We start from the raw sequence: 26,209 nt of genomic DNA on the forward strand, positions 1-26,209 counted from the left end.
ATAATGTAAAGCTGAGATTGCTATCCCTATATTGGTTCCAGCGTACTGAAGTAATTGGTCATTATTGGTATGCAAAAATTTAATTCGAGCTCCGCCAATTTCTATTTTTCTTGAAAACCATTCGTATGAAATACTTTAGCCATTGGCATTTGAGTACTTAAACCCAATCTATTACATGCTAATGCGCCATGCATTTGAATGATTTCATTATTCTTTGCAGAGATAACTTTAAACGCCTGATCTATATTAGGTGGAAGCATTCTACCCTTCAAGATTCCGCTAACTTCTGGCTTATAGTAAATACCATTATAGATACGACGAATTGAGCCTTCCTCAATTAAACGGGACAGGGTTCTTTGCACAGCTTGTTTAACTTCCAATTCAATTGAAAGATCCTCGGCGGTAAAAACACGACCTTTAGGAAAACCTGCAACTGTTTGACGCACACTTCCTGAAATAGTATTTGATAAATTCACTGGATCTACTTCAACATACTAAAAGATATTATATTTACTAAATTCTACAGTTTTTTTGTGTCCAAACTAAAGCATACGACTCATAGACTTTTAGACAACATTTTTGTGCTGAATGGAATATATAATGTTGTTTCTGAATATTTTTTAGTAGCTAAAAAAGTTAAAAAGAAAATTTGTAAAATAAAAGAACTAGCACTTGCAGATGAATTTCATTACATCTAGATATTGCCTAATCGAATTAAATTCGATGCGCATCTCGACGAGATGAGCCCAGAAGCATTGGAACAGCATCAAAATGAGACTACCTCATCTCTAGGATACTGCGAGCAATCCAAGTTTAAAAAAGATAATTCGGTTGAGATTTTCACTTTTATAAGGTACAGGATATTGTACTTTACACACAAAAAAGCATAGTAAGGTACAATATCCTGTACCTTACAATACTAATAAAAACGACCGCAATATACGATCCATCAAATCAAGGTAATAAGTCTTTGGCACTGATTTTCAAAACAGTTGCTATTTCATAGAGCTTTTCGACAGTCAAATTCACTTCACCACGTTCAATGCGACCCATATAGCTCCGATCAATACCACATTGCAATGAGAGCATCTCTTGGGTGATATTTCTTTCTAATCTTTTACTGCGGATTAATTGACCGATTGCTAAAGATAATTCTGTCATTTGAAAGTGACTGCTCAAAAAACAGAAATATCGACAATTGAGGACTATACATCCACGGTTTATAATCCTCACCCTCTTATATATTTGTTTAATTTAAAATGTTTGATTTCAACCTCCCTCTTGATTACCACTTTATTAAAATCTTAAGCAATTATGAAATTAAGAATTGGGAAGCAAAAAAGTTTTGGTCCAAGTTTGAAATTTCTGAAAGTTATAGTCGCTTTTTGTTATGCCAAAGGACATACATGGGTATAAAAATATTGACTAAGCATGGTTATTTATCTGTTATGCCATCTCCAATGAACCAAAAGGTATTTTTGTATAGCGAAACAGAAAAACTTAAAGAGTTTAGAATGCAATTTTTTAAAAAAAATTATGAACAAATTTTTATTTCTCATAAAAAAGAAATAAGTAAACGATTAGAGTTTTTAAATTTACAAAATGAATTTTCTAAGGAGCTAATATCTTCCTATCCAGGATTAACTTCAGAAATTAAAAAATATCAAAACAATATTGAGAGTGGTATCAAAAATTGTGAAGCAAAAATATTAACCTTGAATGATCTAATTAAGGTTATTTAAATTATATAAAATCAGAAAGAACATCTTGGATTGTTTGATGAGTTTTTCTATCAATTAATTTTGCAGACATACCTAATTCTAATGGTTTCTCTACATCTAAATGCGGATGATCGCCTATAAATAGCGTATCACTCATTTGGCATCCTACTCTTTCAATCAAAATATTGTATATCTGAGTATTAGGTTTAATTTCACCAACTTCATAACTCAATATACTTACATCAAAATATGGGAGTAAAGAACTTAGCGCCTCACCATATGGTTTAGCTAAGTTAGAACATAAAGCTAATGTAAATCCTAATCTCTTTAACTCCATTAATGCAGGTATTACATCTTCATAAACTTTAATTGTTTGTAATTCAAACTCTAGATCCTCGCGAAGTTCTTGGAGTAGAACTTCTGGAATTTCTCTTCCAAAAATTTGTGCTAGTTCAGCGAAGTCAACATAATTTGACATAATCACTGAAGCATCATTTGATTTAGGCTTTCGGCCATTATCTTTGAGCCATTTCATTAATTTTAGATAAGGTGATCTACTTTGCCCAATTTGCATAAGTGTACCAAAGGCATCAAAAGCAATAACTTTAGGAGGATTATTTCTGGAAATCATAGAATCAATTTAATAAAAACCTACTTAATTGTAAGCAATATAAATAAATTTACCAGCAATTGAATAACCACCCATCTCATAGACACTTTTAATCCAAAATCACCTAAAAGGTGTCTACAAAATCGGTGGCTATTCACTTTAGAAGTTAGGATATGAAGCGAATGTTATACGGTCGAATTAGAAATTTCTTTTTGATTACTTAATAAATTTTCAATCCACTCAACAAATTTTATTAACTCACTTTCACTGTTCCATTCCTCCAATGGTCTGATCATAGTCAGGCTGTATGAAAGCTTTAATAAAGTATCAAGTTGCTCATTATCCTTAATACCCAATTGATTTAGATAGTGACTACATAATTTAGCAAATGCTGAGATCCACATTGAAACAGTGAGAGCATCATTCCATCTTGACCAGTTTGAAGTACTTGCAAGGGGTTGTTGAATAATTCTTTGTTGATTTACAAGAATAATCCTAATGTCATTCAAGGAAGATAATTGAAATGAAGAGCTACTATTTGCCCATAAATAAGCACAAATATTAATTAGATTTCCTTCTCTTTCTGAATTAAAAATCAATGAATGCTTGGGTTCTTCTAATTTAAATATTTCAATAAAGTCTTTTAGCCAAATACACCAGGCATCATTAAAACTAATACGTTTATTATCCAATAATGGCTGAATAATATCTTTAAATAGCCACATACCAGACCAAGTAAGCTTGTGCATGTGACCCCTTGCAGCATCTATAAAAGTTACTAAATCTTCATAAGGAATTTGCTCTGGGAATGTTTTCCATAACTCATCTAAAATATTTTTATAAGCATCCAAATAATTAGTTTTTTCACTATTTCTATTGAGAATCCATGCAAGAAAATGCAATTTCTCAATATACTTAAAATTAGATAGCTTATCACTAATTGTAGTAAGATCAGATGATGAAAGAATAGCCTGCTCAAGAGCATTCCAACCTAACCACTTAAACAACGCTATTTTACTTGCCATTAATACATTTAAATTTTCTTCTGATATAGAATGAAATTCAAGACTTAATGAAATTTCGCTAACTATTTGACCAAGCAAAGATAATTCAACTATATTAGTTGAATTAAAATCTGTTACTAGTTCTTTCTCAGCTATATCAATGAGTAACTTCGGTTCGTATTGCCATAGATATTTGATAGTATAAAATTCAGCCCAAGTTAAAGCACTATACTTTGTTGATTGGAAAAAATGTCGCACCCAAATTGAACTTTGAGTTAACTCTACTAGTGTTTTTCTAAAGTAAATTGGGTCAATTACTGAAACTTCACTATCATCATTAAGATGATTTCTTTGAAATGAGTTTGACAAAAATTTTGAAAGGAACAATAAAAACTTACGTTCAAACTTCAACTTTTCTAAATTAGAATCACCAGTTATTGTACGGGCTAATATTTCTCCTATAATTTTCCATGTCTCCATAAAATCAGCAAGTTCACCATCAATTTCAGTTAAACAAAGAAATAATCCTTCGTCTGGTAAATCATGGAGTGATTCATTTTGAATCAAACCTAATTCATTCATTTTTTTTATTAAATTATCACCAGATAAACCTTTCAACACTGGTTGCTTTAGCCATACATTTAATATCTTTCCAGCCAACTCATTATTCAAAAAATCTAAAGGCTCATATGTTTTTGTATGTGTAGATATATTTTTTGAATCAAAAAGCATAGTAATAGGACTACTATCATCTTCTAAATCTGATGAATTATTTAATCTTTTTATGAGATCAAAAGTATATTGATTAGTTTTATAAAGAACATCCGTTGGAATAGGAGTAATCAGTAAAGGATAATTTTCCGTCGCCTTCTGAAAAGAATTTGACAAATGATAGCCTTCAATTGGTAGTCCATTATCGTTCATGACCAAAATATATCTGTCATGTAAATAACCATCCTTTAACCCGTAAATTTTAATTTTTTTCTTTTGTAGTATTTTTCTATTTTGCTCACAGTTGGCTATTAAATTATCAATCCCTATTTTTATAACATTATCTGTTTTTCTACGCTTGGGTGTATTAGGATCCGATAGCTTTGGAAGACTACGAAAAATTGAATATTCAGCACTTGGTGAAGCATACAGAGTTAACAAACCTAGCCCAACATCCTCAAAATAAGGATCGAAAATAGTAATATGTTTACTATTATGTTTCGCTATTAACTCTTTAAACCATTCAACAAATTGTAATCTCCCCTCACCATCACTTTTTCCCCACTGAAGAAAAAATCTCCCACTTGATTTAGGAGGATTTAGCTTCTGAAATATTGATTTTAAATTCTGATTTTCTTCAACCCATGGATCAATTACATCCTCCCTTATACGGCTTTCTGAGATATCAGCACTCTTAGATGGGGCTAGAACTGCCGCTAAACGGTCACTCTTTTTTGAGTTAACTGTTTTTTCAAGCCAATCAAATTTTACAGAATTTGATTGATTACGAATAACTTGCATCCGTAAATTAATTTCTTTTAAATAGGTAATCCCCCAACTGCAACATAAATATCCTTCGGCAAAATCATTCTCCTTAAAACCAAAAATATCAATTTTTGTAGCATCAGTAATTTTGAATATTTTTTCGTCTAAATCAAAATAGTATTGAAATACCCCATTTCCCATAGATTGAGCTAAAACGATTTTTGAAAAATAAACTTGATTATTATTCTCACAGATTAAATGAAACTGAAATTTATCAAAATTAGGAATCTGACTTGAATTGAACTTAATACTTAATCCTTTATATTTAGTTCTTTCTATAGTAAGTAAATTTTTGTCTTTATCATCTAATGTTGGAAATACCAAAAATTCGATTTCACCTAATCTATGGATATCAACGCCACCAAAGTCCATACCTGTATCTTCTTTAAGTCTCTTGAGAACTATTGAAGCAAGATTGCGGCTATAACTATTATCAAAATAGAATAGTAAACTTTTACCAGTATTACTTACCGCAGCACTTAAAGCTCCTGCACTACCGTGTGGACTAAGTAGTAAATTGGGGAGATACGAGTCACGATTGACCAGATAAATCACAGGTCTAAAAATTGGATTCTTATTTATTAGAATTGTATTGCCGTATTGTTTACTTAATTTTTTTGGGATCTTTAAATTTAAAGCTTCACTAATAGCATTAATAGATTGACCTGTACAAATCATCCTAAAAAGATCACTACATAGAGAGCTATCTATATATAAATTCAATTGAGTAACACTAGCACGAAAATTATCGATACTTTGAGAAGTATCCTTATCACTAAAGGACCAACTGTTATTAAAAAAGCTGTATGGAACCAAACGCCCGTATACTATTCGGTTCTCTACAAGATCGTCTTTTTTTATTTGTAGTATCCACAGTTGTAAAGCACAAGGTTTACTTTTTAATAAGAATAATCTTTGTAGGCGACTATCTTCTATTAAGTCGCTCAATTGATAAGACATAAGTTACCCTTTATTCTATTTAAAATAAATAAAGCAAGAATAACAATATGTTTATAAATTTAATATACTTTAAAATTCATAATGTTAGGTATTTATGAAGTTTATTTTTTCACTAATGGGCGATCTAAAGTGGCTAGATCTACATTTGGCATCTGAGATAGATTATATTGCCATCGTCTGTACTGGTCAGCCCATAAAAGAGCTATAAAGTTTTTACGGTGTAAGTCAGACATACTTAAGAACAATAAATACAATATTTTATATTGTATAAAGTTATTTTTTATAAAATACAAATTTATTAAAGTAAAAAAAATAAGAACCCAAACTAAATCAGGTTCTTATTTCATATTAAATACAATATTTAGTTATTGTATAGTCTAGAACGGTAGATCATCATCTAAATCTGCCGGTGCAGCCGCTGCTGGCGCTGGTGCAGGCTGTTGTTTTGACGCAAAACCACCCGGGTTGTTGTTGCCATAACCACCACCCTGATTGTTTTGGTTGTTATAACCGCCTTGGTTATTGTTGTTATTGTTATAGCCGCCACCTTGGTTATTATTAAAACGGGGTTGGTTAAAACCGCCGTTGTCTGCACCTTGTTCACCTTGCTGACGGTTGCTGTCCAGCATTTGCATTTGTTCACCACGAATTTCCGTAGTATAACGTTCTTGACCGCTTTGATCTGTCCACTGACGCGTACGCAATGAACCTTCAATATAAACTTTAGAACCCTTACGTAGATATTGCTGTGCAATTTCACCTAGGCGGTTATGTAACACAATACGATGCCACTCAGTTTGCTCTTTACGCTCACCGGTATTTTTATCAGTCCAGGAATCGCTGGTTGCAATCGAAAACTGAGTAAGAGAACCACCATTTGGAAAGGTTTTTGTTTCAGGATCTTTACCTAAAGTTCCAACTAAAATAACTTTATTAACACCACGCATCAGACGTACACTTCCTATTTATTTCTGTATTTTACTTTATAAGAGTTATGCTTAAATGGCTACCTCTTTACCCAACAACTGCGTTAAATCTTGTCGCGCAGCTTCATCTATAAGCTGTTTATCAATTTTAACATAAGCAAATTGCTGATCGGGCATTACCACAACCTCTTCAATACCACGAATTGCCAAAAGTTGAGAAGTCCACTCATCCGTTTGTTTCGCCTCTGGTAAAGGCAATACCAATGAGGAAAGATAACGAGGCTGGGCTAAACCAAAGCTGATCAATAACCAGACAATTGCGAGTGCTGCCAAGATACTCCAACCCATTGAAGTATTATTTAGTAACAAGAGTTGACCACCAATCATGCCACCAAAAAATGCACCTAAAAACTGGCTACTGGCATTCACACCCATCGCAGTTGCTTTGGACTGAATCGGAGCCGATTTGGATAACCACGATGGCAATAAAGCTTCCATCACGTTAAAGGCTATAAAGAAGCATCCCAAACCTACCAGTAAAATATATTTGGACTCATAACCAAAAATCAGTACCAGCAAGCCTAAAATAATACCGCCAATCGCAGTCAGGAAAATACCGCGCATTTTGCGATATTTTTCCGCCAAAATAATGCTCGGGAAAGCGAAAAACAAGCTAATGATCAGCAGTGGCAAATACACCAGACCATGACTGGCCAATGGAATATTGGCAAACTGAATCAGTTGCGAAGGCATATATACAAACATCGCGGTGAGCAATAAATGCAGCGCAAATACCGAAACATGCAGACGGTTTAAATCGCCCATCTTCAATACCTGTTTTAGTTGCGCGAGATAACCTTGCTGGTAATTTTTATGATGACGGGTCACTTTCGGAACCAAAAGCAACATCGAGATTGCCGCCAGCCCCATAATGGTCGTGACCCAAAACAGGCCGGAAATTCCCACCAGACTGGTTAGCCAAGGCCCCAGACTGAAGGCCACCATAAAGGACACACCAATACTCATACCCATCACAGCCATGGCTTTGCTGCGCTGTTCTTCACGAGTCACATCGGCCAAAAGTGCCATCACTACTGCTGAAACCGCACCACCACCGGCAATGGCACGCCCTACAATTACGCCATAAATGGTTTCAGACATTGCGGCAATTGCACCACCCAGTGCAAACAGCAACAAGCCCAGAATCACTAAAGGCTTACGGCTAAAGCGGTCTGCCAGCAAACTAAATGGAATTTGTAAAATGGCCTGAGTTAAACCATACACCCCGACTGCCAAACCAATCAGCGTAGGTGTAGCCCCTTGATATGACTGTCCTGCTACTGAAAATACAGGAATAATCATGAACAGGCCCAACATACGCAGTGCAAAAATACTGCTTAAGGCAAAGGTTGAACGGCGTTCTAAAGCATTCATCATATCAATTGGCTTGGATCTATAAGTTTCATTTCGATGGATTATCCTACAACATTCATTGTTACAGATGCTGATTTATTCAGGAATGAACCACCATAAAAAAGGGCACATTTTCATGCGCCCCTATTGTACTCGGTTTTCTTAAAAAACGATTAACCGATTCGTTCTTGACGTTTGCTATATTGAATGGAGGCAATAACTGCCCATACAATAAAGGCTACACCAATTAAACCGGTGACCACTTCAGGCACATGCACGCCAGTACCACTTGCCAGCATAATCAGGGCCAAGGCACCAATCGCATAATGTGCACCATGTTCAAGGTAAACGTAGGCATCCAATGTACCTTTCTCTACCAGGTAAATAGTCATGGAACGCACGAACATGGCACCAATCGCAAGACCGAGCATAATGATCACCACATCTGAAGTAATGGCAAAAGCACCGATTACACCATCAAAACTGAATGATGCATCCAGTACTTCCAGATAAATAAAACCGCCAAAACCGGCTTTAATCACGCCTGTTGCAGCACCACTAGCATCATGACCGACCGCATTGCCCTGTTCATCAATTTCAGGTTCACCGCCTAACAGGTGGCTCAGTACTTGAACCCCAATGTAGATCACAATCCCCCAGATACCGGCCATAGTTACGGCTAGACGTGTGGCTTGTTCTACATTTGCTGCCATGATCAGCAAGCCAATTAAAGCAAGGAATACTGACATTGCAGGTACGTTGGCCAGATTGGATAAACGCGCTTCAAGCCATCTGAACCAGTGGGTATCTTTTTCGCTATCCAGAAAGAAATTCAGGAACACCAGCAACAGGAATGAGCCACCAAAGGCTGCAATTTCCGCATGATGAGACATCAGCTTTTCCGAATAACTAATCGGATCATTCAGCGCCATACTGACCACTTCCATCATGCCCATGTCCGCAGTCACGGCAACAATTACAATTGGGAAGACTAAACGCATACCAAATACGGCAATGATGATCCCCACAGTCAAGAAAATCATTTTCCAGAAATGATTCCAGCCTCTGAGTACAGAGGCATTCACCACGGCATTATCGAAAGAAAGCGACACTTCCATCACGGCCAGGATGGCAGTAATGGTCAGTGCTGTGAGCATGGTCTTGACACCTGCTTCCGGGCCATGCGTAAAGCCCCAGTATGCAGATATAGCCAGACACACGATCGTAAAAATGATTGAGAAACCAAAATGTTTCATCATGATAGATCGACCTATAAATAGAGATTTATACCGAGTGAATTCGGTAAAACTTACAAAAAGTACTTAAGATTTTATGCGCATAATTATGACGGCTTTTTGATATTAAGCCAAAGTTCTTCGTATGATTTTTTTCGGATACAAATACACTATTTTTTTTGCTGCATATCTTGAGCTGAAAACTCTTGTTATAGTCCCGCTTTCTGTAAATTCTTCTTTTAATATCGACAGGATGATGACGTGAGCTTTTCTCAAGATTTATGGCAGCGAAATTTAGCTTTATATCAAAAAACTTTAGCCTTGCCATTTAACCAGCAACTTGCACAAGGGACTTTGAGCAAAGACGTTTTTAGTCATTATGTCATTCAGGATGCTCACTATTTACTGACTTATGGTCGTGCACTGGCAGTTTGTGCCGCAAAAGCCTTTACTGCTGAGGATGTGATGCAGTTTGCTGATGCTGCAAAAATTGCCATTGTGGTTGAACGCAGCCTGCATGCTGACTTTATGCAGGAATTTGCCATCAGCAAAGATGAGTTTAGAACCACGCCACTCACGCTGGCTTGTCACCACTACACTTCATTTTTAACAGCCACTGCTTGGTCAGAAAGTTATCCTGTAGTTTTGGCTGCATTACTGCCCTGTTTCTGGATTTATGCCGAAGTAGGCAAAGCGATTGTCCAACATTCCATTCCGAATAATCCTTATCAGGCCTGGATTGATACCTATGCAGGTGAAGAATTTAATCAGGCAGTCGATCAGGTGATTGCCACGATTGATAAAGTTGCGGCACGTTGTGATGCCGATACCCTGGAAAAAATGCATCATGCCTATACTACGGCGGCCAAACTGGAATGGCTGTTTTGGGATAGTGCCTATGATCAACGCCAGTGGTTGGGTTTGGATGAATAATTATGTGAAACCCCATTACCATGCCGCTTGATCCTTCTAAACGGGTTTTTCCAGTCTACCTTTGATTTGACCTGCTTTTCTTTCGAGAAAAGCAGGAAAATCCTTGCCATCTGCAAAATCCGGCAATATCCCACGCTTATCTAATTTTTTACAAAAAATTCCAGCTTTAGAATATCGTTTGCTTAGAGGAAATTCACCGCCATTAAGGCCAGCAGTGCAGGCAATGCCTGAATATAAATAATTTTTTTACTTGCAGTGAGACCGCCATAAATCCCAGCAACCAGCACACAGCCCAAAAAGAAATTCGCCAGTGCAGTCGCATAGCTTGCAGATGCAAGCAGCGACCAGATCAGTCCTGCCACTAAAAAGCCATTATAAAGTCCCTGATTTTGTGCCAGCACTTTGGTGAGTTTTGCCTTTTCCGCAGTATTGCCAAAAGCTTTCATGCCTGACGGCTTATCCCACAAAAACATTTCTAAAATTAAAATATAGAGATGCAACACTGCAATCAGGGCAATAAGAATTTGTGCAATCATCATGAGATTTCCATTTTTTATTCTTTAAAGGATATTTTGCATTTTAACGATGAATCGGTCGAAATACTGAATTTCAATATTTAAATGTATGACTTGCAGGTGCAGAGAAAGACCATTGTCATGCATTGAGTTTCAATCCTTGACCAGTCCGACACAGACTGACGTTTTATTTTTATTAAATAAAGCTTGAACATTTTTCATGCGCTATCATATATAAGTTTTTGATGAATTTTCTAGGATCATTGCATGAGCCAAAGTCACATCCGTATTCGAGGTGCACGTACCCATAACTTAAAAAATGTGTCACTCGATATTCCACGCGACAAGTTTGTGGTGATTACGGGGCTTTCGGGTTCAGGTAAATCATCCCTTGCCTTTGATACCTTATATGCTGAAGGTCAACGCCGTTATGTGGAATCACTTTCTGCCTATGCACGCCAGTTCCTTTCGCAAATGGAAAAACCTGAAGTCGACTCGATTGAAGGTTTAAGTCCTGCCATTGCCATCGAGCAGAAATCGACCAGTCACAACCCGCGCTCAACTGTGGGAACAATCACGGAAATTTACGACTATTTACGTCTGTTGTACGCGCGCGTCGGTACACCCTATTGTCCTGAGCATGATTTGCCCATGGTGGCACAGACCGTATCGGAAATGGTGGATGCGGTTAAAAGTCTGGAAGAAGGCACAGCCTTGATGCTACTTGCGCCGGTGGTGCGTGAGCGTAAAGGTGAATACAGCAACCTGTTTGAACAGCTGCAAAGTCAGGGCTTCGTCCGTGCCCGTGTCGATGGTGAAATCATTGAAATTGATACGCCGCCCGAACTGGACAAAAAGAAAAAGCACACCATTGAAGTGGTGGTCGACCGCTTTAAAGTACGTGATGACTTGGGCAATCGCATCGCCGAATCATTTGAAACTGCGCTGCGTTTAGGTGGCGATATTGCCATTTTGGCATGGATGAAGGGCGAGCAACCTGAACGGGTATTCTCGGCCAAGCACTCCTGCCCTGAATGTGACCGTGCCGTAGCGGAACTTGAGCCACGGTTGTTTTCATTCAACAACCCTTTCGGTGCCTGCCCGGTATGTGATGGCCTGGGAACCCGTAGCCATTTCAGTGCCGATAAACTTATTCCGAATGCTGAAGTTTCGATTAGCCAAGGTGCGATTCGCGGCTGGGACAGACAGCGTCCCTATTACTACAGCATGATTGAAAAAGTCGCAGCGCATTTTGGCTTTTCTTTAGATACGCCGTGGCATGAACTGGATGCCGACACCAAAAAGAAATTCCTGTACGGAACCGGTAAAGATAAAGTTGATTTAAGTTATATCGATGAGCGTGGTCGTCACCATAAACGTGTGCAACCTTTTGAAGGAATTTTGCCGCATCTGGAGCGTCGTTACCGTGAAACGGAAAGTAATTATGTGCGTGATGATTTAGCGCAATATCTTTCCAATGCCGCCTGTGATGCCTGTGGCGGTTCGCGTCTGAATGAAATTTCCCGCAATGTCCGGGTTAAAGACAAGACCATTGCGCAAATTACCAAAATGTCGATTGGTGATGCTGAAAGTTATTATCAGGGCTTACAGCTTGAAGGTGCCAAAGGCGAAATTGCCGACAAGATTTTCAAGGAAATCCGTGAACGTCTGCACTTCCTTGTTTCAGTGGGTTTGAATTATCTCAGCCTGTCTCGTTCTGCTGAAACCCTGTCGGGTGGTGAAGCACAGCGTATCCGTCTGGCTTCGCAAATTGGTGCGGGTTTGATGGGAGTGATGTATGTCCTCGATGAACCATCAATTGGTTTGCATCAACGTGATAACGACCGTCTGCTTGAAACTCTGGTTCGCTTACGTGACTTGGGCAATACCGTACTTGTGGTTGAGCATGATGAAGATGCGATTCGTGCTGCAGATCATATTATTGATATTGGCCCGGGTGCCGGTGTGCATGGCGGTCATATTATTGCCGAAGGCACCTATGAAGAAATTTTGGCAAATCCTGAATCGCTTACAGGCAAATATCTTTCAGGCAAATTAAAAATTAAAGTGCCGGAAGTTCGCACGCAACCACCAAAACCTGAAGAAAAAATCAAGCTGATGGGTGCGGCAGGTCATAACTTACAGAATGTCGATTTGACCATTCCTTTAGGCATTATGACCTGTGTGACGGGCGTTTCAGGTTCAGGTAAATCGACCTTGATTAACCGTACCCTGTTACCGCTTGCCGCAACGCAATTGAATGGTGCAACCACTTTAACCGCTGAAAAATTCGATTCGATTGATGGCTTACAATTCCTCGATAAAGTCGTGGATATTGACCAAAGTCCGATTGGACGTACGCCACGTTCTAACCCTGCAACCTATACAGGTTTGTTCACCCCGATTCGTGAATTGTTTGCACAAACGCCTGAAGCCAAAGCACGTGGTTATGCCGCGGGTCGTTTCTCGTTTAACGTGAAAGGTGGTCGTTGTGAAGCCTGTGAAGGCGACGGCATGATTAAGGTTGCAATGCATTTCCTGCCCGATATGTATGTGCCTTGCGATGCCTGTCATGGCGACCGTTATAACCGCGAAACTTTGGAAGTGGGTTATAAAGGTAAAAACATTTCTGATGTACTGGAAATGACGGTTGAAGATGCCATGCATTTCTTTGAAGCCATCCCCGTCATTCACCGTCGCCTAGAAACTTTGACTCAAGTGGGTTTGGGTTATATCCGTTTAGGTCAATCTGCGACTACCCTTTCAGGTGGTGAAGCACAGCGTGTAAAACTGGCACGTGAGTTGGCGAAGCGTGATACGGGTAAAACCTTATATATTTTGGATGAACCGACTACAGGTCTGCATTTCCATGACATTGCGAAACTCTTAGATATTCTGCATCAGCTACGCGACAAGGGTAATACCATTGTGGTGATTGAGCATAATCTGGATGTGATTAAAACGGCTGACTGGGTAATTGACCTAGGTCCTGAAGGCGGTGCCGGTGGTGGTCAGATTATTGCTGAAGGTACGCCGGAAGAAGTGGTGAAATCTAAGGTTTCACATACAGCGAAGTTCTTGAAGCCGTTGTTGAAGTGATTTTACAATTTCCCCTCTTGCGGAGCAGTGCTCCTCATCTTTAAAAAGAGGGGAATTCCCTCCTTTGAAAAAGGAGGGTCAGGGAGGATTAAAAAAGCATAAATAGAAAATTAGATTTATTGGGGATAGAATGCAGTTTTCTAAAAGAAATGGATACGCAAGAATTCGAGAGACTATACAAATAGATGCTATAGATCATGATTTAAAGACACGATTATGGTCTCTGCTCGATATATATCTATACTCAAAATATAAAAAGCCATTTATATTCAATCAAAGTAGCCACAATGTTTTAGATCAATTAATTCAAACTTATTGGTTTTCTTTTTTCAAAAAAGCAACAGATGAGATTCCTACCGAAAACAATCATAAAATTAGTGTACTAAAAAGAATTTTTTTAACAGAATTACCATGGTTTAAAATTTATGATTTTATCGAATTTAATATCCACCATTACCCTTTTTTAGACTTTAAAGAATCTTTTATCTCTGAAATAAATAAAGTCCTAATAGATGAAAAATCAGCTTATCAAGTTATCAATGAGCAAATAATTGAAATTACTTCTGAACAAGAAATCCAATCTATTGAAGAAGCTTTCAAAAATACAAATCAATATTCAGGTATTCAACAACATTTGAATCAAGCTCTAAAACTTATGTCAGATCGCCAGAATCCTAATTACAGCAAATCAATGCATGACTCCATTAGTGCTCTGTAGAGGGTTTGGCACGCTTACTGTTAGAAGATGATTCAATGACTTTAGGAAAAGCAATTCCTAGACTTAGAACCAAATACGAATTACATCCAACATTAATGGAGAGCTTGAACAAATTGTATGGTTATACATCTGATGAAGCTGGCATTAGACACGGTTCAGCACAGGAATCCAATTTAAGTTATATAGATGCCAAATTCATGCTTGTTGCCTGCACCAACTTTATTAATTATTTAATAGAAAAAACCAAAGATCAAAACTGAAATCCAATCACATGACCAGCGACATGGATGTCGCCCGTTTGACTGGGGTAGCACGGACGTGCCCTCAGTCAAACAAATGGGTTTTGTCACTTTTGCCCAGTCAAAAGTGAAGCAACGCCTCTACCCAATAAAAAGCAAACCATCGACAAAATATGTGGTTGTGCTAAAAACAACCTTCTCTGTTGATAACGCAGCTTATTTTTATTATCCAGTTTTCATGAAAAAACGATGATTAAGTTATTGCAAATAACTGTTATTCAATCTAGATATGAAGATCCTCAACCCACTCACCCCGCCACTTTATTCTTGCCATTTTCCTTGGCCTGAAATAAAGACTTATCGGCTTTTTCCAGTAATGCCATCCAGGATGCTGCCCCTACCGCAACACCAGCACTGACAGAAACATGGATATTCTCGTTCAATTCAGCGATATACAGTTCAGAACTGCCAATTTCTTGAAGAATTTTATTCGCAATAACCCAAGCATCCTCAAAAGTAGTTTGCTCAATTAAAATCAAAAATTCATCACCACCATAACGAACCACCAAATCTGAAATGCGTACATTAAATTGTAATTTTTCTGCAATCAGTTTAATCACTTCATCACCGACAATATGCCCGAAAGTGTCATTCACATGCTTAAAGTCATCCACATCGAAGATGATTAAACCGGTTTGCTTAAATTGATTCGGCTTATTCTCCAGATAACGAATATATTCATCCAAAGCTAAACGGTTAGACACCCCGGTCAAAGTATCCGTATTGGCAATATTTCTGAGCTGAAATTCCAGCGCATCCCGCTGCTGTAGCACTCGCTTTAAGTCTTTAAGGGCATCCAATAACGTGACTGGCTCAGCAGATAATTGTTCCCGCTCAGTCTCTATAACCTGATGCTGTGCCAGACGAATAATGGTATTTCTGGCTTTAATTAAAGGTATAAAAACATGATTCCGCGCATAGATCATGGTAAAAATAACTGTGACCAAACAAATCAGTGCCACCAATAAAATTAAAATTAATTTTTGCTGGGCTTGTTCCTTCTGGGTTTGAGCCACTTGCACACTGTAATCCAAAACATAGTTTTGAAGATTAACCACCGTTACAAATTTATCGACCATTACTTCAGTCAATTGCGTACCACTGAGTGAATAAGACTGATTGTGCAAACTTTCATTGATCAGGCGAGCAACAATTGGAATGCCTTGATCTAAAAATTGTGCTTTTACTTGCTGATATAAAGCTGAATATTTTGGAATCTTACCTTGTTCAGGTAGTACCGTATTGACCAGCTCCCATAAATAATTGGCCTGATATTGCGTCTGTAACGACCGGGCCAAATTATCCTCAGGAATTTTTTCATTAAAAGTGACCGCGGCCATAACATTCGATGCAGTGCGACCCGCCTGATCACGCAAATCTGCCAGAATTAAAATCAGTGTGTAGTAGTCCGAAACCGAAGTTCCTTTAGCTTCAGCATGTTCCACAACTTGATGTAAAATTTCATCACAGCTATCCCAGGCCTTAAACATTTGCTGAATCGCCTGGTCCAGCTGTTTTGCACTACGCGCAGAGCGTGGTAAAGCACCATAAGCATCGACTGCATTACGACCCTGTACCAAAGTCACTTTTAAATGGGAAGATAATGCCTGAGCCTGAACAATAAAACCTGCTGCATTTAAAATTGCACGAGTTTGCTCAATCTGCAAATCGACTTCTTTTCGATAAACCTCTAATTCTTTTAGATTTGCTTCAAGTTCGTCGGCATTGCTCGACATCACCTTATTGGCCGGTGCTCGTTCCCGGGAAACCTTATTGGCTAAATCTGCCACTGCACGAAGCGCAGAAATTTCAGTTAAAGCCCGGTCCGCTTTTTGATAGCTGTGATAACTACTGACAATTAAAGGAACAGATAAAAATAGAAGAGACAGAATGATAATCATCATTGACCAGAACAGTCGCCGGCTGATATGTTCCGAGCGTAATTTATACATAAATTAATTACTCACCATACATACCAAATGACCTATGATCATACTCAAATTATATATAAATATATTACACGATTTTGATCTAAAAAGAGTTAAAAATTAATCAACATTTTCAAATATTTCCATCCTATCAACCACTTATAATATTTTTTCAAATACAAGTTAAAAAAATCTAAATTCTTTACTAAAGCTTTAAAGTCCAGTGCATATTTGTAGGGTTTCAACTCCATTTTTATTCTTTCCCCAGATAGTAGCAAACCGCTTTTCATTGAGTGCAGTTAAAAACTTTGAATATCTATAAATTGCAGTTAAGCAAGCCATTTAAATAGAAAATTCTGTTTCACTTAAAGATCTCAACAAAATAATGCAGGACTATTTCTATGAAGGCCCCCAATTTATATTGTTTAAATTACATACTTATCTAAATATTGCTACTTGCCTGATAAGAAAATATTTACACATGCCACAAATATGTGCATAATGCACTACATTAGGGCAAATTAAATATATTCCTCAGCAGATTTTTTAATTTTCCCGAAAATTTTGGCGAAAAACCCCAGTTTTCTTTGAAAATTGGGGTTTTTTATGGGTGAAGCTTAATAAACACCCTAAAAAAAATCATATATTTGCACCATATTTGTGCACTATAATTTCATCTATGATGGAATTTTAAAAATTACGATCTCATGGCTAAAAATAGGCTTTAGCTACCGTTTATTATTTTCCATTTCAATTACTGGTTCTGTTTGATCTCAAAAGCAACTGAAATATTTTTTAAACAAAAAAAACCCAACCTTGGGGAAAGTTGGGCATATAAAACAAAAACTTGTTTATGGAGAATCAGATCATCATCACATTATTTCAATGTAGTATGAATTGATAGAGATATTATGTTGAAAATATTAAAATAAGTAAAGCCTATTAAAGTACTATGATTTGAAGTTCATCACAATAATGAAATATTTATGTTAAATAAATCACAAAATAAAAAGATCTGATGGTTGTTTATTAAACAAAAAATCACTTTTATGTGATTTTTATTGTTGGAATCGGGTGAATATTTAAAATTAAATGGATAGTTCACATAATAAAAACACATTTAGATTGAATTTTACGATAATTAATAGAATATTAATCCAATTTTACATTGTAAAACATCTATTGATTTTGCTTCTTCTTAAAAAGGTAATTTTAAAAAAATTCATATTTATTTGTTCTGAAAACATTTTTTTAAAAAAATTCATTTGTATGTTTTTTGTACCTAAATCATTTAGAACAATAACTCAACAAAATAATGTCCTTTTAGTTCATTGACTTAATGTTTTGTTACAATACAATGCTTACTGTTTAATCCATTTTTAACAGAACTGGTAATTATTATGAAAAAACTCGGTTTAGCCACTGCTTTATTATTAGCCATGACCGGTGCGCAAGCATATCAAGTAGAAGTACAAGGTCAATCTGAGTACATCGACAATACTGTAAATGACAAAAACTTTACTGGTGCTGTACAAGGTACTTACTACTTCAAAAATGTTGACTCTTCTAAAGGTCCATTGGCTGAAGCAGCGTTTTTAAACCAAGCCTCTAATGCTTCTTTAGCGTATAACTATGGCGAATACGATGTAGATGCTGATCGCACAGACGTTGTTTCTCATACTATTGGCGCTAAAGCAGAAGCTTACGTTCCAACAAAAATCGTTCCTGTATATGCTAGCGCTGCTTACAGCAACACAATTTCTGACAACAAAGCTGCTGGCGTTGCTGACGACCATGGCGACCGTTATGCTTTAGAAGTTGGTGTTCTTCCAATTAACAACTTCTTGGTTGCTGTTGGTTATACTAGCGTTGCTAACCAAACCTCTTATGATGCTTTCAACATTCTTTCAAATGGTGTTGCTAAAGCTGCTTTAGAATCTGACACAATTAATCAAGACCAAGATGCAATCACTGCACGTACTAAATACGTAGGCGCGATTGACGGTACTAACATGTCAATCGGTTTTGAGTCTGGTTTAGTTTACGGTGAAGATACTGCTTATAATCTAGGTACAACTCTTTTTGTTACCCCTAAATTAAGCGTTGGCGCATCTTACATGGAATCTAGCTTCACTGGTTCACCAGACTCAGCTTGGGGTGCGAACGTAAACTATTTCATCACTCCTGCTGTTGCAGTTGGCGCTTCTTATGTAAATGCTAACTATGAATCAGCTCTTGCAAATGATCTAACAGTTCGTGATACTCAAACTGTTGGCGTAAACGCTAAATTCCGCTTCTAATTCAGTTTAGAAAACGAATCAAAAAAGGATGCACATTGCGTCCTTTTTTATTTTAGGCATGTATTTAATGCCAAAACAACAATTGCCAGATAGATAAAAAATTACCCCTTAAAATAAATAAAAATCCCAAAGCATACAAATGCATGGTCAAAATAAAGCTTTTAGTTTTCTCCAACTTACTTAAAGTTTTATCTTATTTTTTGGATTTGTCTCGATTAGGCAAATGGGCAATGTATTGCAAAGCAATTAAACGTGAAACAATAAGCGCCAAGTACATGACCCCACAGAACATTTGCAGCAATGCCAGTACACGTGCAGGTGCACTCATGGGAATAAGATCAGACAAGCCTGTGGCAGACTGCAAACTAAAACTCAGGAACAATAGATCAAGCCAGCTTTGTAAACCTGCAACATTGGGATTCTGAAAGCTTCCTGGCACCAACAGCTGACAAACGTTATATAAAAATGCAAATCCCCAAGCCAGCAGGGTAAATACCGCTCCTGCAGCAAACAGCTCATCCTGGGTGAGATAACGGTCTTCAAACATATAACGTAACAGACCATATGTGGCACTAAAATAGGCAGCAGCCTCAAAGCCATGCGCAGTCACTTGTATTAGCGGGTTCTCTACCCCCAATAAAATCAATGAAGAAAAAAACACCGCCCCAACCACAAAACTCAGTCCCAAGAAGGTAAACATTGGGGTTTGTTTAATAACTTTGGCAATGACCAGTAAAACCAATACGCCTAATACCCAGCTTATGGTGCGGTAGGTCATGCTGTAATTAACGGCAACCGATACGATTAGAATAATGAATTGTAATGAGAGCAACCAGGCAGAAGGCAATAAGCGGAAAACTTTCCAAACATCAATAATGGCCTGCATTCACAACTCCACAATGTTTCTGTTCTGGTTTATTTAGGGGCTAGCTTTCTTTTTATGGTTTAACTTAGCATAAACTCCGCTCCCTGTAAGTAACAGATGTGTATAAAAATTTCCCATCTTCATACTCACTTTTTGATAAAGTTTTGAGCATAAAAAAAGTCCCTGACGGGACTTTTTTTAAAGTAGTGATCGCTTAGTGGTCTGACGCACCAGAGATACCAATACCTGTTTGTGAACGTACAAACTGTGCATCAAATGCTTTGCGTTCTGCATGCGCACGTGCAGAGCTGTCAGTCACAGAGAACAACCAGCAGCAGAAGAATGATAATGGCATTGCAAAGATTGCCGGGCCATTGAATGGGTTGATTGGTGTATCTGAAATTTGCAATGTATCTACCCAAACTGCTTTAGCCAGTACAATCAATACCACCGCAGTTATCAAACCGACTAAACCGCCAATCACTGCACCACGAGTGGTCAAGCCTTTCCAGAACATTGACAATACCAGTACCGGGAAGTTCGCACACGCCGCTACCGAGAATGCCAAACCAACCATGAACGCAACGTTTTGTTTCTCGAACAAGATACCCAAAATCATTGCGAAAATTGCCAAACCTAAAGTTGCAATTTTAGACATGCGTAGTTCAGATTCAGGCGTTGTTTGGCCTTTCTTGAATACGTTTGCATACAAGTCATGCGAAATTGCTGAAGCACCAGACAATGTCAAACCAGCCACAACTGCAAGAATTGTTGCGAATGCTACTGCTGAAATGAAGCCCATGAACAAGTCACCGCCAACAGCATCAGCCAAGTGAACTGCAGCCATGTTGTTACCACCAACAAGCTCTAACTTGCCAGTAACTGCCATTTTTGCAACATCAAGGAATTGTGGATTATTTGATACGTAAAGGATCGCACCGAAACCAATGATAAAGGTTAATAGGTAGAAATAACCGATGAAACCTGTAGCCACAACCACTGATTTACGTGCTTCTTTGGCATCTTTAACGGTAAAGAAACGCATCAAGATATGTGGAAGACCTGCAGTACCAAACATCAATGCCAGACCTAAAGAAATCGCATCAATCGGGTTCGCTGCAAGTTTACCTGGTCCCATGATATTGCCTGCTTCTGCAAGGCTGATTTCATGTACTTTAGAGAATACCTGAATCGATTGTTCAAACATGTTGGTAAAGCTGAAGCCCACACCTTTCATCACCATGAAAGCCATGAAGGTTGCGCCTGAAAGTAACATCACCGCTTTGATGATCTGTACCCAAGTGGTTGCCAACATACCGCCAAAGATTACGTAAGCCATCATTAAAAGGCCCACAATCACCACAGCAATGTTGTAGTTCAAACCGAATAGTAATTTGATCAGCTGACCTGCACCCACCATCTGAGCAATCAGATAAAAGGCAACAACCACCAAAGAGCTGAGTGCTGCCAAGGTACGTACTGGTTTTTCCTCTAAGCGGAATGAAACCACGTCAGACAAGTTGAATTTACCTAGGTTACGTAAACGCTCTGCCACCAGGAACAATACGATTGGCCAACCTACCATGAAACCGAGTGAGTAAAGTAAACCGTCAAAACCTGAACTGAACACAAGTGCAGAAATACCGAGGAACGAAGCGGCTGACATATAGTCACCGGCAATCGCTAAACCATTCTGGAAACCTGAAATACCGCCACCGGCAGTATAGAAGTCTGTAGTACTTGTAGTTTGCTTAGCTGCCCATTTGGTAATAAGCAAAGTGAAGCCCACGAAAATCGCGAACATAATAATCGCATGCCAGTTGGTTGCTTGCTGTTCAGCAGCGCCCAAATCTGGACTAGCCATTGCCATACCTGACATCAGTAGTGTAGACGCAGCAACTGCTTGCGCTTTTAATGAATTCCATTTCATCTGATTATTGTCCTTTTTCATGAGTGATTGCTTCAACTTCACGCATTGCTTCTGCATTCAATGCATCAAGTTTATTGTTCGCAATATACGAATAAACGCCACATAGAATAAAAGACAATACAATAATGCCCAAGCCTAGCGGCATTCCCCAAGTTGTAATACCACCACTAAATGAACTCATCAAGAATTCTTTGTTATAACCAACTAAAAGCATAAATCCAACATAAACAATCAACATGATGATTGTTAAAGTCCAACTTAATCTGCTTTTTCTGCTGACCATTTCTTTAAATTTGGGATTCTGTAGAATACGTTCTACTTGTGCCTCATCCATAATCATACTCCTGTGTGCACCCAGCCATAGGTGAATCTTTTTAATTCGAATTATTTCGTTGTCTAACTTAACAATCTTCTTGGGTTATTGTAATTAATACTTTGGTCGTTAAATTTTGATCAATTAAAGCGGCAAGATTATTAGATAGGGTATCATTACGACATAAATTTACACTGTAGGCAATATGAACAGTTGGCTCATTATTGGGGTTCTCGCCCTTTATATCGCAATACTTTTTATCTGTGCTTTTTTTGGTGAAAAACACGCGAGTCGATTAAGTACCCGCGGCCGCATGTTACTCTTTAGTCTAACCTTAGGGGTGTATTGCTCCTCCTGGACATTCTACGGTGCAACCGGGGCTGCTGTTCGTGAAGGAATTATCTTTCTTCCCATATACTTGGGCCCCTTAATTTTTGTCTGGGTCGGTTATGATATCTGGCGACGCTTAGGCCGCGTGCGTCAGCATCATGCCATTTCTTCGATTGCAGATTTTGTTGCCGCACGTTATGGCAAAAGCGGTCCTTTGGCATCTTTAGTTACAATTCTTGCAGTCATTGCCATTATTCCCTATCTGGCCTTGCAGCTTAGAGCGATTGCCTTGAGTGCTGCAGTGGTTTTGCAACAAAATACCGGCATACAGGGCACCACCAATAGCGTGCTTTTCCTGACCGGGGTTTTAGCCATTTTGGCCATGATTTTCGGTACCCGGCAAATTGCCAATACCGAACAGCATGGCGGTTTAATGCTGGCAGTGGCATTTGAGTCTTTTGTTAAACTGTTTGCCTTGCTGTGTGTGGCATTATTTTTTGTCTTTGACGCACCCGAAAACTTGGGACAGATTTCCAGTGATGTGGTCGATACATTTAAACAGGTTCAACTTTTTGGTGTGCCTGAAACCTTTTGGGTACAGACCTTATTAGCCGCACTGGCTGTAATTTGCTTGCCGCGACAATTCCATGTGGCTGTAGTGGAACTACGGGATGAAAAGCATATTCGCGGCGCACGTCGCTGGTTTGCCACTTATCTGATTCTGACTACGGTTGCGATTATTCCGATTGCCAGCTGGGCCTTGCATGCGGCACCGCACTTTCTAGCGATCCCTGATGTAGCAGTGCTGTCACTCCCCCTGAGTTATGACCAGGAATGGTTGACGCTTTTGGCTTTCTTGGGGGGCTTTTCTGCTTCCACAGGTATGCTGCTGGTCTCTTCCGTGGCCCTGTCGATTATGCTCAGCAATGACCTGATTATGCCAGCCTTATGGCGTAGTGGCTTACTTTCACGTCATGACAAACGTCTGCCTCTGGTGCTGAAATTTACCCGTCGGGTGTGTATTTTAGCCGTCATGCTGCTCGGTTTCCTGTTCTTCCATTTCTTTAATGACATTGACCAGCTATCCGTATTTGGCCTACTGGCCTTCAGTGCCGTGGCACAATTTGCTCCAGCCTTGATTGGTGGCCTGTATTGGCGCGGTGGCAGTAAGCAAGGCGTATATGCCGGTCTGATTGCCGGCTTTGTCATGTGGGCCTATACCTTGTTGTTGCCTACCGTACTGCGCAGCCTGCCGGCTGAATACAATCATTTTAGCCAGCATTTCCTGCTTGCGGGACCTTTTGGTATTGGCTGGCTACGCCCTGAAGCCCTGTTTGGTTTTCAATCTTTTGCTCCCCTCACCCATGGCGTGACTTGGGCATTGGGTCTGAATATCCTGCTCTATGTCTGGGTGTCGCGGATTTTCCGGCCCAGCATTGCCGAGCAAATTCAGGCGGAAAGTTTTTTCTATTATGAAACCAAACCTTTGCCGACTCAAAGTAGCTCAAGTGAAATCAATTATTCCCATCAGGATGTTGCCCGTCTAAAAGTTGGCGATTTAATTACCCTGGCCAAACGGATTACCGGTGAAGGACCGGCGACTCAGGCCTTTCGTCAGTTCTGTGCTCAAAACAACGTGGTACTGAATGAAAATAGCAGTGCCAATGGCATGTGGTGGCGCTTCACTGAACAATATCTTGCCGGAACTATTGGTGCCGCTTCCGCGCGTACCCTGCTCACCACTGCAATGGTGAATAATGGTCTAGCGTTGGGGCAAGTTGCCAATATTCTGGATCAGGCCTCGCAATGGCAACGTTTTAACCAAAACCTGATCATGACCATGATTGACCATATGACCCAAGGGGTGAGCGTGGTCGATGAAAATATGTGTCTGGTGGCCTGGAACAATCAATACCTTAAATTGTTCGATTATCCCAAAGATATTGTTTATGTCGGCTGTCCTATTGCCGACCTGATCCGCTATAACGCCGAGCGTGGCGAATGTGGACCGGGTTCGGTAGAAGAACACGTGCGCAAACGGATTCACTGGATGGCCATGGGCAGTGCCCATGAATTTGAACGGATCCGTAAAGATGGTCGTGTGATTCAGATGCGCGGTAATCCGATTGAAGGGGGTGGTTTTGTAACGACCTTTGCCGACATTACGGCCTTCCGTGAAAATGAAGCCGTACTTGAAGCACGAGTACAAGACCGTACCCAGCAGCTGGCTGATGCGCTTTCCGAACAGCAACTGGCACGCGAACAGGCCGACCGTGCCAATATGTCCAAGAGCCGCTTTATTGCCGCTGCCAGTCATGACTTATTACAACCGATGCATGCGGCACGTTTGTTTAGCACTGCTTTAGAACAAAGCGTGCAGTCGGAGGAAGACCGCAAGACCCTGCAACAGCTGGATCGTGCTTTGCATGGTGCAGAAAGTATGTTGTCTGCCCTGCTGGATATTGCCCGTCTGGAAGGCGGTACCATCCAGCCGAAACGTCAACCTTATCCATTGCATGATTTATTAAGTGATTTGGAACTGCAATTTAAATCCATTGCAGCTCAACGTGGCATTAAATTCAGCGTGCATGATGCCCAGTTCTGGATCGATACCGATCCGCAGTGGATTCGCCGTATCATTCAAAACTTCGTCAGTAATGCTTTACGTTATACCGCCAAAGGACGTGTCATTGTCGGCGTGCTGCGTTGTGCCGAAAAACCGCGACATATCCGGATTGGGGTATGGGATACTGGCCCGGGCATTGCCGAAGAACAGCGCATTAAGCTGTTTCAGGAATTTGAGCGCTGCGGCCATACTTCGCCTTGGGGCGAGCAAGGTCTGGGACTCGGCCTGGCCATTGTGCAACGTATGACCAGCCTGCTGGACTATCCGGTACATGTCTATTCCGAATATGGCAAGGGTTCTTGCTTCATGATTGAAGTGCCAATTGTGAATGCGCCGAAAGTGGTGACAGCTCCTGTCCAGGCGACTCCGCTGAAAAGCAAAGCCTATAAAATTCTATGTCTGGACAATGATGAAACCATTTTGGAAGGGATGTCGACCTTACTGACCAAATGGGGCTATCAAGTGTTTAAGGCGACTGAACCGGAACAGGCTTTAGAGTTGATTCAGCAAGAGAATATTCAGGTGTGGCTGGTCGATCAGCATCTGAATAACAATAAAATTGGACTGGATTTCATTCTGGAAAATCGTCAGGAACAGGTGCCTGTGGCCTTAATTACCGCAGATTCCGATCCTGAACTGCCGCAACATTTGAAAGAACTGAATATTGTGCTGCTGAAAAAACCGTTAAAACCAGCCTCACTTCGTTCATGGTTATCGGGCCTCAAAATTTCCGGTTCTTAATCCCTTAGCCTCAAATCAAACGTCCATTGCCTCGCCTGGCAATGGACGTTTTTCCTCCAAAAATCCAGCTTTTTTCCTTTAATTAACAATTTATTTTTCGCTCTAGGCAAAACTGTTCAATTTCTTTATTTTAACTGCCATTTTATTGACTAAAAATTACACATTTTTATTTACTATGGCATAGAACATCAAAATTTAAATATACAC

Annotated in this window: 19 protein-coding genes; 7 read left to right on the top strand and 12 right to left on the bottom strand. The window is 39.4% G+C overall.

Translation table 11 applies throughout. The features are described 5' to 3' along the window. Positions 1-101 precede the first annotated feature (101 nt). Positions 102-476 carry a DUF6088 family protein gene (locus LZZ98_RS04870; protein WP_237786888.1) on the bottom strand — a complete coding sequence of 125 codons (375 nt, stop codon included), beginning with the start codon at positions 474-476 and terminating at the stop codon, positions 102-104. Positions 477-954: 478 nt separating this feature from the next. Further along, a complete protein-coding gene (locus tag LZZ98_RS04875) occupies positions 955-1,161 on the bottom strand; it encodes a helix-turn-helix domain-containing protein (protein ID WP_237786889.1) in 207 nt (68 codons plus the stop codon). Between the two features lie 245 nt (positions 1,162-1,406). Here LZZ98_RS04875 and LZZ98_RS04880 point away from each other — a divergent pair, with 245 nt between their 5' ends. Continuing rightward, a complete protein-coding gene (locus LZZ98_RS04880) occupies positions 1,407-1,742 on the top strand; it encodes a hypothetical protein (RefSeq protein ID WP_237786890.1) in 336 nt (111 codons plus the stop codon). Between the two features lies 1 nt (position 1,743). On the opposite strand, the gene LZZ98_RS04885 is transcribed toward LZZ98_RS04880, so the two are convergent. The 5 genes from LZZ98_RS04885 to LZZ98_RS04905 all read right to left on the bottom strand — a co-directional run bounded on the left by LZZ98_RS04885 (position 1,744) and on the right by LZZ98_RS04905 (position 9,429). After that, positions 1,744-2,352, bottom strand: a complete 609-nt coding sequence (locus LZZ98_RS04885; RefSeq protein ID WP_237786891.1) for an HAD family hydrolase — start codon at positions 2,350-2,352, stop codon at positions 1,744-1,746. A gap of 164 nt (positions 2,353-2,516) precedes the next feature. Beyond that, on the bottom strand, positions 2,517-5,831 hold the full coding sequence (locus LZZ98_RS04890; protein WP_237786892.1) for a VPA1262 family protein: 3,315 nt from the start codon (positions 5,829-5,831) through the stop codon (positions 2,517-2,519). 377 nt (positions 5,832-6,208) lie between these two features. After that, positions 6,209-6,778: a single-stranded DNA-binding protein gene (gene ssb, locus LZZ98_RS04895; RefSeq protein ID WP_237786893.1), complete on the bottom strand. Its 570-nt coding sequence runs from the start codon at positions 6,776-6,778 to the stop codon at positions 6,209-6,211. Between the two features lie 51 nt (positions 6,779-6,829). Beyond that, the gene (locus tag LZZ98_RS04900; RefSeq protein WP_237786894.1) at positions 6,830-8,194 is read right to left on the bottom strand and encodes an MFS transporter; all 1,365 of its coding nucleotides are present in this window, start codon (positions 8,192-8,194) and stop codon (positions 6,830-6,832) included. Positions 8,195-8,343: 149 nt separating this feature from the next. Further along, positions 8,344-9,429 carry a DUF475 domain-containing protein gene (locus LZZ98_RS04905; protein WP_237786895.1) on the bottom strand — a complete coding sequence of 362 codons (1,086 nt, stop codon included), beginning with the start codon at positions 9,427-9,429 and terminating at the stop codon, positions 8,344-8,346. A gap of 237 nt (positions 9,430-9,666) precedes the next feature. On the opposite strand from LZZ98_RS04905, the gene tenA reads away from it, so the two are divergent. After that, the gene (gene tenA / locus LZZ98_RS04910; RefSeq protein ID WP_237786896.1) at positions 9,667-10,338 is read left to right on the top strand and encodes a thiaminase II; all 672 of its coding nucleotides are present in this window, start codon (positions 9,667-9,669) and stop codon (positions 10,336-10,338) included. A gap of 182 nt (positions 10,339-10,520) precedes the next feature. On the opposite strand, the gene LZZ98_RS04915 is transcribed toward tenA, so the two are convergent. Then, positions 10,521-10,874 carry a DUF1304 domain-containing protein gene (locus LZZ98_RS04915; RefSeq protein WP_237787002.1) on the bottom strand — a complete coding sequence of 118 codons (354 nt, stop codon included), beginning with the start codon at positions 10,872-10,874 and terminating at the stop codon, positions 10,521-10,523. Between the two features lie 246 nt (positions 10,875-11,120). Here LZZ98_RS04915 and uvrA point away from each other — a divergent pair, with 246 nt between their 5' ends. From uvrA to LZZ98_RS04930, 3 genes are all read left to right on the top strand, one after another. Then, positions 11,121-13,952, top strand: coding sequence for an excinuclease ABC subunit UvrA (uvrA, locus tag LZZ98_RS04920; RefSeq protein WP_237786897.1), 2,832 nt, complete (start codon positions 11,121-11,123; stop codon positions 13,950-13,952). A gap of 130 nt (positions 13,953-14,082) precedes the next feature. Then, positions 14,083-14,670 (top strand): AbiJ-NTD4 domain-containing protein, encoded by a 588-nt coding sequence (locus LZZ98_RS04925; RefSeq protein WP_237786898.1) that lies wholly within the window; start codon positions 14,083-14,085, stop codon positions 14,668-14,670. A 5-nt stretch (positions 14,671-14,675) separates the two neighbouring features. Continuing rightward, positions 14,676-14,930, top strand: a complete 255-nt coding sequence (locus LZZ98_RS04930) for a hypothetical protein (protein WP_237786899.1) — start codon at positions 14,676-14,678, stop codon at positions 14,928-14,930. 287 nt (positions 14,931-15,217) lie between these two features. Here the strand turns inward: LZZ98_RS04930 and LZZ98_RS04935 are convergent, their stop codons facing one another. Continuing rightward, positions 15,218-16,921: a GGDEF domain-containing protein gene (locus LZZ98_RS04935; protein ID WP_237786900.1), complete on the bottom strand. Its 1,704-nt coding sequence runs from the start codon at positions 16,919-16,921 to the stop codon at positions 15,218-15,220. Positions 16,922-18,297: 1,376 nt separating this feature from the next. On the opposite strand from LZZ98_RS04935, the gene omp33-36 reads away from it, so the two are divergent. Beyond that, the gene (gene omp33-36 / locus LZZ98_RS04940; RefSeq protein ID WP_237786901.1) at positions 18,298-19,197 is read left to right on the top strand and encodes a porin Omp33-36; all 900 of its coding nucleotides are present in this window, start codon (positions 18,298-18,300) and stop codon (positions 19,195-19,197) included. A gap of 193 nt (positions 19,198-19,390) precedes the next feature. On the opposite strand, the gene LZZ98_RS04945 is transcribed toward omp33-36, so the two are convergent. From LZZ98_RS04945 to LZZ98_RS04955, 3 genes are all read right to left on the bottom strand, one after another. Continuing rightward, positions 19,391-20,083, bottom strand: coding sequence for an ion channel (locus LZZ98_RS04945; protein ID WP_237786902.1), 693 nt, complete (start codon positions 20,081-20,083; stop codon positions 19,391-19,393). A gap of 193 nt (positions 20,084-20,276) precedes the next feature. Then, positions 20,277-21,992, bottom strand: coding sequence for a cation acetate symporter (locus LZZ98_RS04950; protein WP_237786903.1), 1,716 nt, complete (start codon positions 21,990-21,992; stop codon positions 20,277-20,279). A 4-nt stretch (positions 21,993-21,996) separates the two neighbouring features. Beyond that, the gene (locus LZZ98_RS04955) at positions 21,997-22,326 is read right to left on the bottom strand and encodes a DUF485 domain-containing protein (RefSeq protein WP_237786904.1); all 330 of its coding nucleotides are present in this window, start codon (positions 22,324-22,326) and stop codon (positions 21,997-21,999) included. 184 nt (positions 22,327-22,510) lie between these two features. Between LZZ98_RS04955 and LZZ98_RS04960 the strand changes: the two genes are divergently transcribed. Continuing rightward, the gene (locus tag LZZ98_RS04960) at positions 22,511-26,002 is read left to right on the top strand and encodes a hybrid sensor histidine kinase/response regulator (protein ID WP_237786905.1); all 3,492 of its coding nucleotides are present in this window, start codon (positions 22,511-22,513) and stop codon (positions 26,000-26,002) included. Positions 26,003-26,209: the final 207 nt, after the last annotated feature.

It is taken from the genome of Acinetobacter sp. SM34 (assembly GCF_022012365.1).
In the GTDB taxonomy this organism is placed as follows: domain Bacteria; phylum Pseudomonadota; class Gammaproteobacteria; order Pseudomonadales; family Moraxellaceae; genus Acinetobacter.

Bases quoted from the DNA above. Each gene is read 5' to 3' on its own strand.
- LZZ98_RS04875 (WP_237786889.1), bottom strand. From the start codon at position 1,161: ATGACAGAATTATCTTTAGCAATCGGTCAATTAATCCGCAGTAAAAGA.
- LZZ98_RS04880 (WP_237786890.1), top strand. From the start codon at position 1,407: ATGGGTATAAAAATATTGACTAAGCATGGTTATTTATCTGTTATGCCA.
- LZZ98_RS04885 (WP_237786891.1), bottom strand. From the start codon at position 2,352: ATGATTTCCAGAAATAATCCTCCTAAAGTTATTGCTTTTGATGCCTTT.
- LZZ98_RS04890 (WP_237786892.1), bottom strand. From the start codon at position 5,831: ATGTCTTATCAATTGAGCGACTTAATAGAAGATAGTCGCCTACAAAGA.
- ssb (WP_237786893.1), bottom strand. From the start codon at position 6,778: ATGCGTGGTGTTAATAAAGTTATTTTAGTTGGAACTTTAGGTAAAGAT.
- LZZ98_RS04900 (WP_237786894.1), bottom strand. From the start codon at position 8,194: ATGATGAATGCTTTAGAACGCCGTTCAACCTTTGCCTTAAGCAGTATT.
- LZZ98_RS04905 (WP_237786895.1), bottom strand. From the start codon at position 9,429: ATGATGAAACATTTTGGTTTCTCAATCATTTTTACGATCGTGTGTCTG.
- LZZ98_RS04915 (WP_237787002.1), bottom strand. From the start codon at position 10,874: ATGATTGCACAAATTCTTATTGCCCTGATTGCAGTGTTGCATCTCTAT.
- uvrA (WP_237786897.1), top strand. From the start codon at position 11,121: ATGAGCCAAAGTCACATCCGTATTCGAGGTGCACGTACCCATAACTTA.
- LZZ98_RS04925 (WP_237786898.1), top strand. From the start codon at position 14,083: ATGCAGTTTTCTAAAAGAAATGGATACGCAAGAATTCGAGAGACTATA.
- LZZ98_RS04935 (WP_237786900.1), bottom strand. From the start codon at position 16,921: ATGTATAAATTACGCTCGGAACATATCAGCCGGCGACTGTTCTGGTCA.
- omp33-36 (WP_237786901.1), top strand. From the start codon at position 18,298: ATGAAAAAACTCGGTTTAGCCACTGCTTTATTATTAGCCATGACCGGT.
- LZZ98_RS04945 (WP_237786902.1), bottom strand. From the start codon at position 20,083: ATGCAGGCCATTATTGATGTTTGGAAAGTTTTCCGCTTATTGCCTTCT.
- LZZ98_RS04950 (WP_237786903.1), bottom strand. From the start codon at position 21,992: ATGAAATGGAATTCATTAAAAGCGCAAGCAGTTGCTGCGTCTACACTA.
- LZZ98_RS04955 (WP_237786904.1), bottom strand. From the start codon at position 22,326: ATGGATGAGGCACAAGTAGAACGTATTCTACAGAATCCCAAATTTAAA.
- LZZ98_RS04960 (WP_237786905.1), top strand. From the start codon at position 22,511: ATGAACAGTTGGCTCATTATTGGGGTTCTCGCCCTTTATATCGCAATA.